16 protein-coding genes are annotated in these 16434 nt (G+C 47.4%); all 16 read left to right on the top strand.

What is annotated here, in order from left to right; all coding sequences use genetic code 11:
• Window positions 1–11: 11 nt before the first annotated feature.
• The 16 genes from HBB17_RS19845 to HBB17_RS20710 all read left to right on the top strand — a co-directional run bounded on the left by HBB17_RS19845 (window position 12) and on the right by HBB17_RS20710 (window position 16391).
• Window positions 12–1376, top strand: a complete 1365-nt coding sequence (locus HBB17_RS19845) for a phage portal protein (protein WP_167959256.1) — start codon at window positions 12–14, stop codon at window positions 1374–1376.
• Window positions 1273–2004, top strand: coding sequence for a head maturation protease, ClpP-related (locus tag HBB17_RS19840; protein WP_167959255.1), 732 nt, complete (start codon window positions 1273–1275; stop codon window positions 2002–2004). Before HBB17_RS19845 ends, HBB17_RS19840 begins: the two co-directional genes overlap by 104 nt.
• A gap of 6 nt (window positions 2005–2010) precedes the next feature.
• Window positions 2011–3213: a phage major capsid protein gene (locus HBB17_RS19835; protein ID WP_167959254.1), complete on the top strand. Its 1203-nt coding sequence runs from the start codon at window positions 2011–2013 to the stop codon at window positions 3211–3213.
• 18 nt (window positions 3214–3231) lie between these two features.
• Entirely contained in the window at window positions 3232–3543 is a 312-nt protein-coding gene (locus HBB17_RS19830) for a head-tail connector protein (RefSeq protein ID WP_167959253.1), read from the top strand.
• 1 nt (window position 3544) lies between these two features.
• Window positions 3545–3880, top strand: a complete 336-nt coding sequence (locus HBB17_RS19825) for a head-tail adaptor protein (RefSeq protein WP_167959251.1) — start codon at window positions 3545–3547, stop codon at window positions 3878–3880.
• Entirely contained in the window at window positions 3873–4304 is a 432-nt protein-coding gene (locus HBB17_RS19820) for an HK97-gp10 family putative phage morphogenesis protein (RefSeq protein ID WP_167959249.1), read from the top strand. Before HBB17_RS19825 ends, HBB17_RS19820 begins: the two co-directional genes overlap by 8 nt.
• Window positions 4301–4642, top strand: coding sequence for a hypothetical protein (locus HBB17_RS19815; protein WP_167959247.1), 342 nt, complete (start codon window positions 4301–4303; stop codon window positions 4640–4642). Before HBB17_RS19820 ends, HBB17_RS19815 begins: the two co-directional genes overlap by 4 nt.
• A 3-nt stretch (window positions 4643–4645) precedes the next feature.
• On the top strand, window positions 4646–5242 hold the full coding sequence (locus tag HBB17_RS19810) for a major tail protein (protein ID WP_167959245.1): 597 nt from the start codon (window positions 4646–4648) through the stop codon (window positions 5240–5242).
• Between the two features lie 14 nt (window positions 5243–5256).
• On the top strand, window positions 5257–5640 hold the full coding sequence (locus HBB17_RS19805) for a hypothetical protein (RefSeq protein WP_167959244.1): 384 nt from the start codon (window positions 5257–5259) through the stop codon (window positions 5638–5640).
• Window positions 5641–5840: 200 nt separating this feature from the next.
• Entirely contained in the window at window positions 5841–8393 is a 2553-nt protein-coding gene (locus tag HBB17_RS19800) for a phage tail protein (RefSeq protein ID WP_167959242.1), read from the top strand.
• A 16-nt stretch (window positions 8394–8409) separates the two neighbouring features.
• Window positions 8410–9186, top strand: a complete 777-nt coding sequence (locus HBB17_RS19795) for a distal tail protein Dit (RefSeq protein ID WP_167959240.1) — start codon at window positions 8410–8412, stop codon at window positions 9184–9186.
• A 4-nt stretch (window positions 9187–9190) separates the two neighbouring features.
• On the top strand, window positions 9191–11716 hold the full coding sequence (locus HBB17_RS19790) for a phage tail spike protein (protein WP_167959238.1): 2526 nt from the start codon (window positions 9191–9193) through the stop codon (window positions 11714–11716).
• Window positions 11717–11917: 201 nt separating this feature from the next.
• A complete protein-coding gene (locus HBB17_RS19780; RefSeq protein ID WP_167959234.1) occupies window positions 11918–12481 on the top strand; it encodes a hypothetical protein in 564 nt (187 codons plus the stop codon).
• Window positions 12482–12507: 26 nt separating this feature from the next.
• Entirely contained in the window at window positions 12508–14946 is a 2439-nt protein-coding gene (locus HBB17_RS19775) for a glycosyl hydrolase family 18 protein (protein ID WP_167959347.1), read from the top strand.
• Between the two features lie 76 nt (window positions 14947–15022).
• Window positions 15023–15445, top strand: coding sequence for a phage holin family protein (locus tag HBB17_RS19770; RefSeq protein ID WP_167959232.1), 423 nt, complete (start codon window positions 15023–15025; stop codon window positions 15443–15445).
• A 1-nt stretch (window position 15446) separates the two neighbouring features.
• Window positions 15447–16391 (top strand): N-acetylmuramoyl-L-alanine amidase, encoded by a 945-nt coding sequence (locus HBB17_RS20710; protein WP_167959230.1) that lies wholly within the window; start codon window positions 15447–15449, stop codon window positions 16389–16391.
• Window positions 16392–16434 lie beyond the last annotated feature (43 nt).

Genomic DNA, 16434 nt, shown 5'->3' with positions numbered 1-16434 from the left:
CGTGATTTGATATGGGTATTTTTACGGGAATGTTTAAGTCGAGAGATAAGCCCGAAAACAGAACGGCGGGCAGTGCCTACACCTTTTATATGGGCGGCACAACTTCCGGCAAGGCAGTAACCGAGCGTTCTGCCATGCAGATGACGGCAGTGTATTCCTGTGTCCGTATCCTTGCAGAAGCAGTGGCAGGCTTGCCTTTGCATCTTTACAAATATAACGATGACGGCGGCAAGGAAAAAGCCATCGACCATCCGCTTTACCGATTACTCCATGATGAGCCGAATCCGGAAATGAGTTCTTTCGTGTTCCGAGAGACACTCATGACCCATCTGCTTTTGTGGGGCAATGCCTACGCACAGGTTATCCGTAACGGTAAAAACGAGGTGGTGGCACTTTACCCTCTGATGCCAAACAAGATGAGTGTGGACAGGGATGAAAACGGGCATCTGTATTACACCTATTACCGTGGCCCCGATGAGGCCATTAAAAATATGGAATTTGCAGTAACCCTGCAGCCTTCCGATGTGCTTCATATTCCAGGTCTTGGGTTTGACGGTCTTGTCGGCTACAGTCCCATTGCGATGGCAAAGAACGCCATCGGCATGGCAATTGCCTGTGAGGAGTACGGTGCCAAGTTCTTCGCCAACGGTGCAACGCCTGGCGGTGTACTGGAACATCCAAGCACCATCAAAGACCCGCAGAGGGTCAGAGAGAGTTGGCAGGCTGCCTTTGGTGGCAGTGCTAATGCCAATAAGGTCGCAGTTTTGGAAGAAGGAATGAAGTACACTCCGATTTCCATTTCTCCGGAACAGGCACAATTCCTTGAAACACGCAAATTCCAAATCAACGAAATTGCTCGAATTTTCAGAGTCCCTCCCCATATGGTGGGTGACCTTGAGAAGTCGAGCTTTTCTAATATTGAGCAGCAGTCCCTTGAATTTGTGAAATACACCTTGGACCCGTGGGTCATCCGTTGGGAGCAGTCCATTATGAGGGCATTGCTTTCCAATACGGAAAAGAAGGATTATTTCGTGAAATTCAATCTGGAAGGTCTGCTCCGTGGCGATTACCAAAGCCGTATGAACGGCTACGCCATTGGTCGCCAGAATGGTTGGATGTCTGCAAATGATATCCGCGAACTGGAAAACCTCGACCGTATTCCTGCGGAAGAAGGCGGCGACCTTTACCTTATTAACGGCAATATGCTCCCCTTAAAAGATGCGGGTGCTTTTGCAAATACAACTGACAATGACGGAAAGGAGGAAAAACCCGATGAAGAAGTTCTGGAAGTGGAAGAACCAGGCACAGACGGAAATGATGCCGGAGGCGAGGACACTGTTTCTGAACGGAACAATCGCAGAAGAAAGTTGGTTTGATGATGATGTCACACCACAGCTTTTCAAAGATGAACTGATGGCAGGCTCCGGTGATATTACCGTTTGGATTAACTCGCCCGGAGGTGACTGTGTGGCGGCTGCCCAAATTTACAATATGCTGATGGATTACAAGGGCAATGTCACGGTCAAGATTGACGGTATCGCTGCCTCCGCAGCATCCGTGATTGCGATGGCAGGCACAAAGGTGCTGATGTCCCCTGTGTCCATGATGATGATTCACAACCCTATGACCGTTGCCTTCGGTGATTCTGCGGAAATACAGAAAGCCATTGAAATGCTGGCAAGTGTGAAGGATTCCATCATCAATGCCTATGAAATCAAGACGGGATTGTCCCGCACGAAGCTGTCCCACCTTATGGATGCTGAAACATGGATGGACGCAAATAAGGCCGTGGAACTCGGCTTTGCTGATGAAATCATGCAGCGCGTGGGCAGTGCCGAGGATATGGAGCCGCCTGCGGTTTCCATGCTTTATTCCAAGGCAAATGTGGTCAATTCTCTCATGGACAAGGTTGCAGCCAAGTGTGCAATCAAGTCCGAACCAACCCGTAAAACCAAAGCCGACGACCTTATGGCAAGGCTAAATCTTATCAAAAATTGGAGGTAATTTATTATGACTATCAATGAACTGCGCGAAAAGCGTAACCAGGCTTGGGAGGCTGCAAAGGCATTTGTGGAAACCAAGCGCGACAAGGACGGTCTGCTTTCCGATGAGGATGCAAAGACCTATGCACAGATGGAGAAGAAGGTTCAGGACTTCGGTGCTGAAATCGAGCGTATGGAGGCTATGTCCGCTATGGATGCCCAGCTCTCCAAGCCTACCTCTGCTCCTATTACGGAAAAGCCTATGAACGGCAATTCCGCACATGACCAGAAGCCTAAGACCGGACGTGCTTCTGATGCTTACAAGGACGGTATGCTTAAGGCACTCCGTACCAACTTCCGACAGGTCAGCAATGTTTTGTCCGAGGGCATTGATGCTGACGGCGGCTATCTTGTTCCCGAAGAGTATGATTCCCGTTTGATTGAGGCTTTGGAGGAAGAGAATATCTTCCGTAAGCTGGGTCACACCATTACTACCAGTGGTGAGCGTAAAATCAACATCGCTGCCACTAAGCCTGCAGCAGCATGGATTGATGAAGGTGAGGCTCTTACCTGGGATGATGCAACTTTCGCCCAGATCAATTTGGATGCCCACAAGCTTCATGTTGCAGTTAAGGTAACCGAGGAACTTCTGTATGACAATGCATTCGGTCTTGAGAAATATATTCTCCGTCAGTTTGCGAAGGCTCTTGCCAATGCAGAAGAGGATGCTTTCCTCAATGGTACCGGCACAGGTCAGCCTTTGGGGCTGCTTGCATCTGAGGGTGGTGCGGAAATCGGTGTGACTGCTGCATCTGCAACGGATATCACTGCTGATGAACTTATCGACCTTGTGTACTCTCTCAAGCGTCCTTACCGCAAGAATGCAAAGTTCATCTGTAATGACCAGACTTTGGCTGTCATCCGTAAGCTGACTGATAAGAACGGACGTTACCTTTGGCAGGATTCCGTGCAGGCGGGAGAACCCGGTAGACTTCTGGGGTATGAGGTGCATACTTCCCCTTATTTCCCTGTTATCACTGCAGGTATGCCTGCCATTGCTTTTGGTGACTACAGCTACTACAACATCGGTGACCGTGGTACCCGTTCCTTTGCGGAACTGAAGGAACTCTTTGCAGGAAATGGTATGGTAGGCTTTGTTGCAAAGGAACGTGTCGACGGCAAGCTGGTATTGCCTGAAGCTGTCAAGTTGCTCAAGATGGCGACTGCGTAATGAATGGAGGTGGCGGTGATGAGCGAACTTCTGACGAAGGTTAAGGAAAATCTGATACTGGAGCATTCGGTGGATGATGGACTGATTGAAAGGTTCATCACTGCCGCCGTTTCCTATGCAGAAAGCTATCAGCACATTGCGACAGGATATTATACGGAAAATGCGATGCCCGCCACTACCGAACAGGCAGTGATTATGCTGGCATCGCATTTCTATGAATCCAGGGACGGTTCTACGGGCGGTTTCTTTGCCGACAATGTGCAGGCGGGTCAGCAGGTTTGGAACACGGTCAACCTTCTTCTCAGGCTCGACCGAGATTGGAAGGTGTGATATGAGTTTCGGAAAAATGAATGGTTTTGCTGACATTATTATCACAAAAAAGATAAAGGACAGCGAGGGGTTCTCTGCTACGGCGGATGAAATCCTCGCCTCTGTACGTGTTTACAGGGAAGGCCGCCACGGGAGTGAGCGTTGGGCAAACCTTGCTGCATTTTCCGAGGCAACCGACCTGTTCCGCCTCCGTGTCATTCCCGGTCTTGAGATTACCACTGACCATATTTTGGTCTGTGAGGACGGACGCTTTGAAATTACGTCCGTGGAAGATGTCAAAGGGCGCGGGATGTATGTGGAGGTGCTTGCGAAAAAGGTGGTGGCGACCAGTGGCTAAAGTGGATATCAAAATGCCGGAGGACTTTTTGGAGCGTATATCAAGGCTCGGCTCCGATTTTGACCCTGTTGCACAGAAGGTGCTTGAAGCCGGAGGTGAGATTGTCCTTGCCAAGGCACAGAGCAACCTTTCTTCTGTGGTAGGCAGTAGCACAAAGTACGAATCCCGTTCCACGGGAGAGTTGGAGGGTGCACTCGGATTGTCTTCTGTGAAGATGGACAAAAACGGCAATCACAACATCAAGGTCGGCTTTGCTGAACCCCGCAGTGACGGCATCAGCAACGCAAAACTGGCGAACGTCATCGAATATGGCAAACACGGCCAGCCTGCCAAACCTTTTATGAAACCTGCAAAGACAGCATCCCGTGCTGCCTGTATCAGTGCAATGCAGAATAAATTCGAGGAGGAGGTCAGAAAGCTGTGAGTGTGCTGTCAGATATCAATGCAACCCTGGAGCCGTTAGGCGTTCCGCTTGAAACGGGTGTCTTTAAGGATGAGGCTCCGGATAAATACATCGTGGTAGTTCCTATGGCAGACAGCTTTGAACTTCATGCCGACAATACTCCTGGATATGATGTCCAGGAGGCACGAATTTCTCTGTATTCCAAAGGCAGCTACACCAAAGACAAAAATGCAATCGTCCGTGCCTTGCTTGGTGCGGATTTTACCATAACCGACCGTAGATATATCGGTTATGAAACCGAAACAGGCTACTTCCATTACAACATGGATGTGGCGAAACACTATGAAATGGAGGAATAAACAATGGCTACTATCGGTCTTGATAAACTTTTTTATGCCAAAATCACCGAAGATGATGCCGGGGATGAAACCTATGGCACTCCAGTGCAACTGGCAAAGGCTATGAACGCCGACCTCTCGGTAGAACTTGCCGAGGCAACCCTTTATGCCGATGACGGTGCATCGGAAATCGTGAAGGAATTTAAGAACGGCACCCTTTCCCTTGGTGTGGATGACATCGATGCTTCAGTGGCATCTGACCTTACGGGGGCGACTATTGATGCAAATGGCGTTGTGGTGTCTGCAAGTGAGGACGGCGGAGAGCCTGTGGCTGTTGGTTTCCGTGCAAAGAAATCCAATGGCAAATATAAGTATTACTGGCTCTACCGTGTGAAGTTTGGTATCCCTGCCACAAACCTTGCCACCAAAGGCGACAGTATTACATTCTCTACGCCTACCATCGAAGGCACGATTCTGCGCCGTAACAAGGTGGATGGTAAGGGTAAGCATCCCTGGAAGGCAGAGGTTACGGAGGGTGATGCTGCCGTGACTTCGGATATTATCACAAATTGGTATACGGAGGTATATGAACCCTCCTATACTACGCAAACGGCTAATTAAGGAGGATATGACAAATGGATAATGAACGCTCTGCAATTATTAATATCGGCGGTGACGAGTTTACGCTGCTCCTTACTACTAAGGCTACCAAGGAAATCGCAGGACGATATGGTGGTTTGGAGAACCTTGGCGATAAGCTGATGAAATCAGAGAACTTTGAGATGGCTATCGGCGAAATCGTATGGCTTATTACGCTTCTGGCTAACCAGTCAATCCTTGTTCACAATTTGAAAAATAAGGATGACAAGAAAGAAGTGCTTACTGAGGAGATGGTAGAACTTCTGACCACACCTTTGGATCTGGCAGATTACAAGGCTGCCATTACGGAGGCTCTGGATAAGGGCACCAAGCGTAATATCCAAAGTGAGGACAACTTAAAAAACGCGGTGGTCGAGTAAGTGACGAGGAGTTATTTACTCGACTTTTATATTACGGCATCAGTCAGCTTCATCTGTCAATGGATGAGGTGTGGTTGATGCCGTTTGGCTTGCTGCTTGACCTATGGGAGTGCCATAAGCAGTACACGGGTGCAGCAAAACCGAAACGAGAATACTTCATTGACGATATCATTCCGGACGGGATTTAAGGAGGTGGTTTGATGGCGGATGATTTTGGTCTGAAAATTGGCCTTGAGGGCGAAAAAGAATTTAAGAAAGCTTTATCCGAAATCAACCAGACCTTTAAGGTTCTTGGTTCTGAAATGAAGGTTGTCACTTCTCAATTCGACAAAAACGATAATTCCGTGCAAGCACTGACCGCAAGAAATCAGGTGCTGAATAAGGAAATCGAGGCACAGAAACAGAAAATTGAAACCTTACGGCAGGCGCTTGCCAATGCATCCGAGTCCTTCGGAGAAAATGACCGCAGGACACAGCAGTGGCAGATTCAGCTAAATAATGCTACTGCATCGCTCAATGATATGGAGCGTGAACTTGACCGAAATAACACTGCCTTGGATGAGGCAGAGCGTGAGATGGGTGATGCCGCTGACAGTGCCGATGATCTGGAAGAAGAAATCGAAGATGCAGGTGATGCCGCCGACAAATCCTCCGGCAAATTTGAAAAGTTCGGAAGTGTCTTAAAAGGCATTGGTGTAGCTATGGGTGCAGTAGCAGTAGCCGCAGGAGCTGCTGCCGTTTCTCTCGGAAAAGAAGTGATTGCTGCCTATGCTGATTATGAGCAGTTAGTCGGTGGTGTGGATACTCTTTTCAAAGAATCTTCGCAGGAACTGCAAAACTATGCTGCCAATGCCTATAAGACTGCGGGTATGTCTGCCAATGAGTATATGGAAACGGTCACATCGTTTTCCGCTTCCCTTATCCAATCTCTCGGAGGTGATACCGAAGAGGCGGTAAAATGCGCAGACATGGCCATTACAGATATGTCCGATAATGCCAACAAGATGGGTACGGATATGTCGCTTATCCAAAACGCATACCAGGGATTTGCTAAACAGAATTATACGATGCTCGATAACTTGAAACTCGGCTACGGCGGCACCAAAACGGAAATGGAGCGCCTGCTTGCCGATGCAAAGGCCATTTCCGGCATTGAATATAACATCGATTCCTATGCGGATGTTGTGGAGGCAATTCACGTTATTCAGGAAAGCATGGGCATCGCAGGTGCAACGGCAGCAGAGGCGGAAGGTACAATTTCCGGTTCTATCAATGCGTTGCAAGCAGCTCTGCAAAATATGCTTGTCGGTTTTGGTGATGCCAATGCGGATATGGATATGCTCTGTCAGAATATGGTAGATGCACTTAAGAACGTGATTACCAACATCACCCCGGTAATTGAAAATATGGTTAAGGTTCTGCCTACGGTAACGGGAGCGTTACTTGATGCATTTGCTGACCTCTTACCTACATTGCTTGAAACTGTGACAGAATTATTTTCACAATTATTGAATACGATTCTGACCTTGTTGCCACAGCTTATTCCGGCGGCGGTCAGTGCCGTTATGACCATCGTACAGGCTTTGATTGATAACCTTCCACTGTTGGTGGATGCTGCCGTGCAACTGGTAGTTTCTTTGGTGGAGGGAATTGGTATGGCTTTGCCGGAGCTTATCCCTGCCGCAGTACAGGCAATTGTTACAATTGTCGAGGAACTGATATCCAACCTTCCGATGATTTTGGATGCGGCATTGCAGCTTATCATGGGTCTTGCGGAAGGTTTGCTTGCTGCAATTCCGATGTTGATTGAGGCACTGCCGTCTATCATACTTGCCATCGTGGATTTCGTGATTGGTGCAATCCCTCAAATCATAGATGTAGGTATTCAGCTTTTGACTTCGTTGGTTTCTGCATTGCCGGAAATAATTGTAGCAATTGTAGAAGCAATACCACAGATTATTGAAGGAATTATCACAGCGGTGCTTGGTTCAATTCCGCAGATTATCCAGGCAGGTATCGACCTGCTCGTTGCCCTTATTCAGGCATTGCCTGAAATCATCACAACCATTGTGGCAGCAATTCCTGAAATCATCGGTTCTGTGGTTAATGCACTGATTAACAGCATTCCTCAAATTGTACAGGCAGGTGTTACACTTCTTACTTCTTTGATTAAGAACTTGCCTACCATCATCGTGGAAATTGTAAAAGCCGTACCGCAGATATTAGCCGGTTTGGTATCGGCGTTCGGGAAAGGAGTATCTCAACTTGCCAATGTCGGTGCAAACCTTGTAAAGGGTCTGTGGCAGGGCATCCAGTCCCTTGCGTCTTGGCTTTGGAATAAGGTGTCCGGTTGGATATCTTCCATTTGGGATGGTATCTGTGACTTCTTTGGTATCCATTCGCCTTCGGATGAGATGGCATGGATTGGTGAGATGTTGGTGGAAGGCTTGGCAGGTGCTATCAATACCAGTGGTAAGGATGCAGTTGCAGCCGCTGAAAATATGAGTGCAGACATCAATGATGTGATGCAGAGTCTTGCAGACGATATGACTACGGCACTGCCTACGGACTTCAATGTAAATGGTACGGTCAATCGGAATGACACGGTATCCGGTATAGGAACTGGTGGTGCGCTGATTACCATTCAGCAGATGATTGTCCGAAGCGAAGAGGATATACGCAAAATTTCTCAGGAACTCTATAACTTGATTCAGAGTGGCTCCCGTGCGCAGGGACACTTTACTACGGCATAAAGGAGGGTTTTGACCTATGGGGTTTATTTTTAACGATATTACATCGGCAAGCATGGGCATCAAAGCCCGTCTGACTTCCTGGCAGGTGTGTGGTAAGATGCGTAATTTTACTACTACTGTGCCTGGTAAATACGGTGTGGCGGATTTCGGAGCAGACTTCGATTATCGTGAAATCAAGGTACAGTGCAACGTCTATCCGAAACACAGCTTTACGGCATTAGTATCAGCATTGGATGATGTGGCCGCATGGCTTGACCCTGTGCAGGGGTTACGCCAACTTGTACTTGATGATGTGCCGGACAGATATTTTATGGCAAGGCTTAATGATGTGGTAGACTGCGAAAGGCTTATCCGCTCGGCAGGAAGTTTTGAACTGAAGTTTTTCTGTCCTGATCCGTTTGGGTATGCCATCACAGATGAAACTTTTTCCATTACGGAGGAAGGAGTCCATACTATTACAAGGACTATCGGAAATATTGAATCTTTGCCTGTGTATCGTATTGAAGGTGCGATAACGGCAGGAGCGAGCAATTATATCAGCATTACCACAAACGGTGCGGAACTAAAAATCGTAAATGCCACGCTTTCTGAGGGAGAAATTCTTATCGTGGATACTGATAAAATGACTGCCTATGTGGTGGATGAAAACGGAGAAACACTCCGTAATGGCCTGCCGTATTTGCAGGAGTTGAACTTTCCGACATTGGCCGTCGGTGATAACACGGTCACCGTGGAAGTAAGCAATGCCACGCTGACCGTATTACAGATACAAGCTAAGAGCAGATGGAGGTGATGGTGTGTCTTTGAAAACAATTTTGAATAAACAAACCGATTTTACGGGTGAGTTTCCCGCAGAATATGCCGTCTACGGCTTGTGGCGTTTTAATGAGTCTGCGCCGAATGAAGATACAGCTCTTGTTGATTTTTCCGGCTGTGGACGTAATTTTACCGTTGTCAATTGGTCGGGAACTACGGCAAATCTGTCAAAAAGTCCGAAAGGCAAACAGATTCGTTTCAACATCAGTAATCCGACTTCTGAAAAGACCCACCTGCAGGTAACTAATGATGGCAGTATCTTTTCTAATCTCGGCGAGCGTATCATTGTGGGCGGATGGATGTGCCCTACTACCTATTCTGTAGGTAATACTTTTTGTCCGATTTTCAATACCCGTTACGGTCCGGGACAGCCGATTTTCTATCTGTCCTTATATTCCGGAAGACCGAGAATTATGCTCTATAACTCTTCGGGCAGTCTGATTCTTGATAAGACTGTGACCCCACCATTTTCTTTAAGAAACGGTGTGTGGTATTTCATAGCCGGAGTGATTGAGCCAAACAATAAAAAATTTACCTATGTGGTTTGTGACCGTTCCACAGGAGAAACGTTCAAATCCGATGTACTGACCTTTACAGGAGAATTGAATCGTTCCTGCGTTGCCGATTTGGTCATAGGAATGCACGCCTCAACTTATTATTATGCGGGCGGTTTTGATGAGTGGTTCTTGGACTGTGATTCTCCACTGACGGCAGATGATTTGGTGGATTATTTCAATGCCACGATTCTCTGTAACGGTGCAGACAGTTCTTCGGATGTGGATGCCCTTACCGATGCAAGCGGTGTTATTTTGAAAGCTACGGAAGGTGTATATCCTGAAAGCGGTGTCCTTTACACCAAAGCTGTGGACTGCAATTTGTCCGGCACTGGAAGAGTGTCCTATGCCAGTGAATATATCGCAGGAACAACGGCAGTGGCATCGGTGGAAACTTCTACAAGCGATGACCTTACCGATTGGAGTGATTGGGTATCTGTCGGTACAGACGGAAAGCTGCAATCTCCGAACCGAAACTATATTCGCTTCAAGGTAACACTGACCACCTCAGACATATCTAAGACACCGAAACTTATTGATATCCGACTTTATGATATTCCGAAAGCACCCTATGAGAAAATCGGCTATGCCCGTCCCGTGGTTCTCGACGATAACGGAGCGTGGGAGGTCATTTTGGAGAATGCCTATGATATTATCGTTACGGGCGAAATCAACGGCGAGGATACGCTGACTTTTTCCATTCCGTTTCGTGATGGTAAGCGTAAATATCTTGAAAACGAGAAGAAAATTCAGATTGTTGATGATATTTATAAAATCCGTACCATCACAGATGTAAAGGACACCACAGGAAACACGGTCACACAGGTATATGCCGAGGCGGAATTTTACGATTTAACCTTTTCTGTTCGTAAGGAAGAAAGGAAGTTTGATGCAGAAACGGCGGAGGCTGCTATGGCGTATGCCCTTGCCGATACAGAGTGGAGCGTGGGAACGGTCAATGTTACCTCAAAGCGCACATGGACTTCCACAGAGAAAAATGCTCTTTCCATTCTCCGTAGTGTTGCCAATCTTCACGGCGGTGACCTTGTTTTTGACTGTCCGAACCGACTGGTGCATCTGCTTACGGTCAACGGCAAAGACAGCGGTGCCCTGTTTGCTTATAAGAAGAATATGAAAAGCATTGAGCGAGTGGTGGATACCCGTTCGCTTGTAACAAGGCTTTATGCGGTCGGTGCCAACGGCATGACATTTGCCGATATCAATAATGGAAAGGCATACCTTGAGGAATTCACATATTCCTCCGAAATCCGTATTAGCACACTGGATTGTTCCTCTTTTACAAATCCGTATCAGATGAAGGAATACACGGCTATGCGCCTTGCTGAATACTGCAAGCCGACCGTGTCCTATGTGCTGAATGCGATGGATTTGTCTGTTCTGACAGGCTATGAGCATGAGGCATGGAATTTAGGTGATTATGTCCGTGTGGAGGATAAGGATTTGGGATTGTCGGTCACTACCCGTATTGTGCGTCGAGAATACAATCTGCAGGAGCCTTGGAATACAGTATTGGAACTTTCTACTACACTTAAGAACCTGGGCAGCTCGGTTAGTTCCATTGATACTATTGCTGATGCACTGGAAGGCACAGGCATGGTATCAAACAATGATATCCGAGAACTTGTGCCATTCAATCATCTGCGAAATTCCCGTGCAGATGACGGTCTTGCCTATTGGGTAAGTTCCGGTTTTGAGGCGGACGGAGAAAACGGTGCGTCCGGTACGGCATCCTTTAAGGCAGAAGGTGTTGCCGGAATGACAAAAAGTCTATATCAGACCGTTTATCCTTCCAACCGTAGCAGTTATACACTGTCGGCGCAGATTGCATCGGAGGATCTGGAAAAGCTGTCCGATGATGCACAGGTTGGCATTGAAGTGGTCATTGAATATGAGGACGGCAGCACTGAAACCCGATTCATTGACCTTTACTGATGGAGGTGTTTATGGCTTATTTTTCTAAAACATCGGAGAAGATAACGCCTGAAAGTTACCTCTCCAAAGTGAAATCTATTACTGTGCGTGTGTGCGTTACTAACTGCACAGGCACTTTTAATATTACAGACCTATTGCTGCAACCGGGTTCGGTTGCCACGGGATGGGTAGGTCATCCCTGCGAAATCAAGTGGGTGCTTGATGGCTAAACCTGTATTCATCAGATTGGCAGAGGTCATAAACAAAAAGCAGGAAAAGCGTGTCATGAGCGTTACTGTGAAACCTACCATCACGAACTGCTCTGGCACGATTTGGTTTACCGATTTGCAGTTGCAGGAAGGACCTGCGTTGACAGGATATGTGCCACACACGGAGAGTCGACTTGTGAAAGGCTCTAAGGTATGGTTCAACGGTGTGGTTCGTTCTGCGGAAACCGTGATTGTCTGTAACCTTGGAGAAACCTCCGGAGGATTGGATATTCATATTTATCCGAAATCCGATATGACGGCAGGTTCGGTGCAGCTTTCCCAAGGCGTGGGAGGTCAGAAGGTCAGATTTCCCAATGCAATGGCAGCAGAAGATGATCTGGCTTTACTTGCTTCTGTTAGGGAATGCACAAAGAATGGCATCACAGAGCCGAAAGAGGGTTTTTATCAATACAGTGCGGCTTGGGATTCCAAGCACAAGGTCACCTTGGAGGACGGTAAGTCTGCCAGGGTGCTTTTTGAATTGCACCAAATGACGGATGGAGGTGTATCGATTTGAGGGATAAACTTAAAGGCAAACGCATTATGGTGTGGACATTCATGGGTAATGCCCGTATGTATGAAGCACTCCGTAATTACGGTGACCGCATTGATACCATCGGTCTGTTTTCTTTTAAGGTAGACAGGACAGGAACAATTACGGAAAGTGGTGTAACCATTAGCAGTACGATGACCTATATCAATAAATGGCCACACATTCGATGGTTGCTTACCGTTGCAAATGATGGAGCTAATTCTATTTTCAAGGCACTTCGTGATAATACAAACGGTGCACAGGATAAATTCTGCTCGGAACTTGTACGTATTATGGAAAAGTACCCGTGGTGTAATGGTGTGGATATTGACCTTGAAAAGGGTGATGATTATTCCACTCACGCAGCGTCCACAGCTATGTTCAGGCATATTTATGAAACCGTAAAAGCATACGATTCCACCAAGGAGATGAATATCTGCCTGCCGGGTATGACCTCAGTTAATGGCTCAGTCGGTGGAGAAAACTGGTGCGTATATGGGGATTTGGATAAATATTGCGATACGGCATCCATCATGAGCTATGGTATGGCATGGGCGGGTTCTGCACCTGGCCCTGTTTCTCCGAGGAGTTGGCTTGAGGGCATTTACGATTATGCAACAAAAGTGATGAACCCCGACAAAGTATTCCTTGGTATGCCTGCCTATGGTTGGAACTGGCAGATATATGATACACCGGAGAACATGGGCAAGTATTACCGAGGTACATCACACACTTATTATGCTGCGAAATACTGGATGCAGGGCATTTACAATTTTACCGATGATGCACCTCCGCAGCCATTCATTCCGATAGTTTCCTATTGGGACGATTACGATATGGGGCCGTGGGCATTGCCTCATGTGTACGATTATATGGAAGGCAGGGATGCCACAGATTATTCCTATCCGCTTATGACCGAAACCTATAACCGCAGAAGATATCTGACTGCATATGCAAAACAGCAGCACACTGAATTTGGAGAAATTCTCATTGACCGTGGTGCCGAACCGGATAGCTATGACGGTGTGGTTTCTGTATCAAAAACACTGGTCACTTTAGGTGATGAGGGTTCTGCTACCTACAATTTTACGATTGATAAGGCAGGCTCTTATGATGTGGCGGTTCGTCTGTGTTACCCATTCTGGGATAAAAACAGTATTTACGCATCTCTTGATGGCAGTACGGTTCATTTCTCCGAGAACAGGCTATGGTGGCCATATTGGAGGACTACCTTCTGGGCGACACTTGCCAAGGGAGTGAGACTTTCTGCAGGAGAACATACACTGACTATTTCCGTTGGTGTAAACGGTGTGCAGTTTTATGGTTTCCGTGTCTGTACTGATTTTTCTGAACAACCAACAGCGGGAGAAGCAGAATATACCCTTGCTCCACGAAAGTTTAAAGATGTGAATGGAGATATGGTGGGTCCTGCAACGGGATTTAAGCTGACACTTGAGATGCTCCGCAGAAAGCCTGACTCTGCCCTTATATGGTATGAGGATTTTCGTGATGAGGAAAAGATACCAGAAAGCTACTGGACAACGTTCTCCGGTGAGTGGGATGTGTGGCAAGACCCGGAAAGCACTGCAAAACGTCCATATTCACAGCTTGAGGGATACGGACAGCTTGCATGGAATTATTCGGGGTTTTCAGATATCCACCTGCGGGCGCAGATTATCATACCGGAAGACGGTGGTGGAAAAGCGGGCATTTTCCTTGGTTCGCTGTTCTGCTGTTTCAATTATGACAGCCAGTGCATCGAACTGTATGAGGGTTCTACGCTGAAGGGTAGTTACAGTACCAGTTTTTCCAAGACTGCCGATGCTGACCTGCGTACCAATCCGATTGTGTACACCATTGAGATGCGTAAGCGTGGAAATAAAGTCAGAGTTTATTCCTCCACTTCGTACACACTACGATTTACAGCAACGGTCAGTGATGTCAGCGGTTATGCAGGTATCCGCTCCGACAACAAGGTCAACTGCCAATTACTCCGTCTGGGTGATGCCTGGACATATGAGCCGTATGAGAGGTTCGATGTAGTGATGCCGGACGGAACGAAAACTTCCTATGGCAGAATTGAGCGAAGCAACTGCACCTGGGATGAGGAGTTCCAGGTGTTTACGCTGACTTCTGATGTGGAGGAATCGTCCACACGCAGTGAGGATATTTCACTGGACTATGAGTTCTACCATTCCCACGTTATGGCTTTGGAGTGTGGGAATGACTACACGGCAAAAATCATCCCAAGGGACATTAACATTTGGATTTCTCGCCTGTTCCTTGGGGACTCGGACGGCTTTTCCATTCTGTATTATCAGGATGTGGACAGCCTGATCTATTGGGCGAACCAGGCAGCATACCGATGGAAACTGCGAGGGATGTGTATGTGGTCCCTTGGGCAGGAGGATATGCGTATCTGGGAATGGCTGCCCAAGCAAACTGAATAACGGCTTTAAGGGGTATCTGCCAATGTGGCGGGTGCCCTTTTTGCATACAAAAAATTATGAAAGCGAGGATTTTACTATGAAGGATTTATGGAACACCATTCAAATCATCTTTGCCGCCCTCGGCGGTTGGCTCGGTTGGTTCTTGGGAGGCTTTGACGGTCTTCTGTATGCACTGGTGGCGTTCGTGGCTGTGGACTACATCACGGGTGTCATGTGTGCTATTGCAGACAAGAACCTCTCCAGTTCCGTTGGTTTTAAGGGTATCTGCCGTAAAGTGCTGATTTTCACATTGGTAGGCATCGCACATATCTTGGATGCCAATGTTATCGGTGATGGCAGTGTACTCCGAACAGCGGTTATTTTCTTCTACATCTCAAATGAGGGCGTGAGCCTGTTGGAAAATGCATCCCACTTGGGTTTGCCGATTCCGGAGAAGATGAAGGACATTTTGGAGCAAATCCACAACCGCACAGATGATACGGAAAGCGAGGACAGATAATATGAATTTACACAAACTTATTTTAACGGAGAATGCCTGCTACAAGGCGGGCAAGACCATCACGGTCAAAGGCATCATGGTTCATTCCACAGGTGCCAACAACCCTAATCTGAAACGCTATGTGGGTCCTAATGACGGTCGGCTTGGCGAAAATCAGTATGGCAATCATTGGAACACCTATCATCCCGGCGGTAGAGAGGTTTGCGTTCATGCTTTCATTGGCAAGTTGGCTGACGGCTCTATTGCCACCTACCAAACTTTGCCTTGGAATCATCGTGGATGGCACGCCGGAGGTAGCGCCAACAACACCCATATCGGTTTTGAAATTTGTGAGGATGGTCTTACGGATTACGCCTATTTCCAGAAGGTGTACCGTGAGGCCATTGAACTTTGTGCCTACCTCTGCAAGGAGTACGGTCTGACCGAGCAGAACATCATCTGCCACTCTGAGGGATATAAACAAGGTGTTGCATCCAACCACGGCGATGTGATGCATTGGTTTCCGAAACACGGCAAGAGCATGGATACCTTCCGTGCGGAGGTAAAGGCTCTGCTTGCTGCCGATACCAAGGAGGATGCCGAGGATACTGCCGAGCCTGTGGTAACCTATCCCGAAAAGCTGACTTCCGGTTATTACCGTGTTCGCAAGACCTGGAAGGACAGTAAATCCCAGGTGGGTGCATATCGCATCCTTACCAATGCAAAGGCAGCTGCGGATAAGAACCCCGGCACTTTTGTTTTTGCCAATGACGGCACTGCCATCTATCCTGTAGATGAAACTTCCGAGCCTAATTACCGTATCCATACGGTGGTCAAGGGTGATACACTGTGGGAGATTGCCGAGCAGTATCTCGGCAAAGGCGCAAGATACACCGAAATCAAGAAACTGAATGGACTTACTTCTAATGTAATTTATAGCGGTTGGAAACTGAAGATTCCGAACTAACACGATGCCCTTTGAGGATTTTTCCCTTGAAGGGCATTATTTT

This window comes from Anaerosporobacter faecicola, assembly GCF_012070565.1.
Classification (GTDB): Bacteria; Bacillota; Clostridia; order Lachnospirales; family Lachnospiraceae; genus Anaerosporobacter; species Anaerosporobacter faecicola.
The sequence above is the reverse complement of the archived record's forward strand: the minus strand, read 5'-3'. Positions and strand labels throughout refer to the sequence as shown.

Excerpts from the sequence above, each read along its gene's own strand:
- HBB17_RS19845 (WP_167959256.1), top strand. The coding sequence starts at position 12 with ATGGGTATTTTTACGGGAATGTTTAAGTCGAGAGATAAGCCCGAAAAC.
- HBB17_RS19840 (WP_167959255.1), top strand. The coding sequence starts at position 1,273 with ATGAAGAAGTTCTGGAAGTGGAAGAACCAGGCACAGACGGAAATGATG.
- HBB17_RS19835 (WP_167959254.1), top strand. The coding sequence starts at position 2,011 with ATGACTATCAATGAACTGCGCGAAAAGCGTAACCAGGCTTGGGAGGCT.
- HBB17_RS19830 (WP_167959253.1), top strand. The coding sequence starts at position 3,232 with ATGAGCGAACTTCTGACGAAGGTTAAGGAAAATCTGATACTGGAGCAT.
- HBB17_RS19825 (WP_167959251.1), top strand. The coding sequence starts at position 3,545 with ATGAGTTTCGGAAAAATGAATGGTTTTGCTGACATTATTATCACAAAA.
- HBB17_RS19810 (WP_167959245.1), top strand. The coding sequence starts at position 4,646 with ATGGCTACTATCGGTCTTGATAAACTTTTTTATGCCAAAATCACCGAA.
- HBB17_RS19805 (WP_167959244.1), top strand. The coding sequence starts at position 5,257 with ATGGATAATGAACGCTCTGCAATTATTAATATCGGCGGTGACGAGTTT.
- HBB17_RS19800 (WP_167959242.1), top strand. The coding sequence starts at position 5,841 with ATGGCGGATGATTTTGGTCTGAAAATTGGCCTTGAGGGCGAAAAAGAA.
- HBB17_RS19795 (WP_167959240.1), top strand. The coding sequence starts at position 8,410 with ATGGGGTTTATTTTTAACGATATTACATCGGCAAGCATGGGCATCAAA.
- HBB17_RS19780 (WP_167959234.1), top strand. The coding sequence starts at position 11,918 with ATGGCTAAACCTGTATTCATCAGATTGGCAGAGGTCATAAACAAAAAG.
- HBB17_RS19775 (WP_167959347.1), top strand. The coding sequence starts at position 12,508 with ATGGTGTGGACATTCATGGGTAATGCCCGTATGTATGAAGCACTCCGT.
- HBB17_RS19770 (WP_167959232.1), top strand. The coding sequence starts at position 15,023 with ATGAAGGATTTATGGAACACCATTCAAATCATCTTTGCCGCCCTCGGC.
- HBB17_RS20710 (WP_167959230.1), top strand. The coding sequence starts at position 15,447 with ATGAATTTACACAAACTTATTTTAACGGAGAATGCCTGCTACAAGGCG.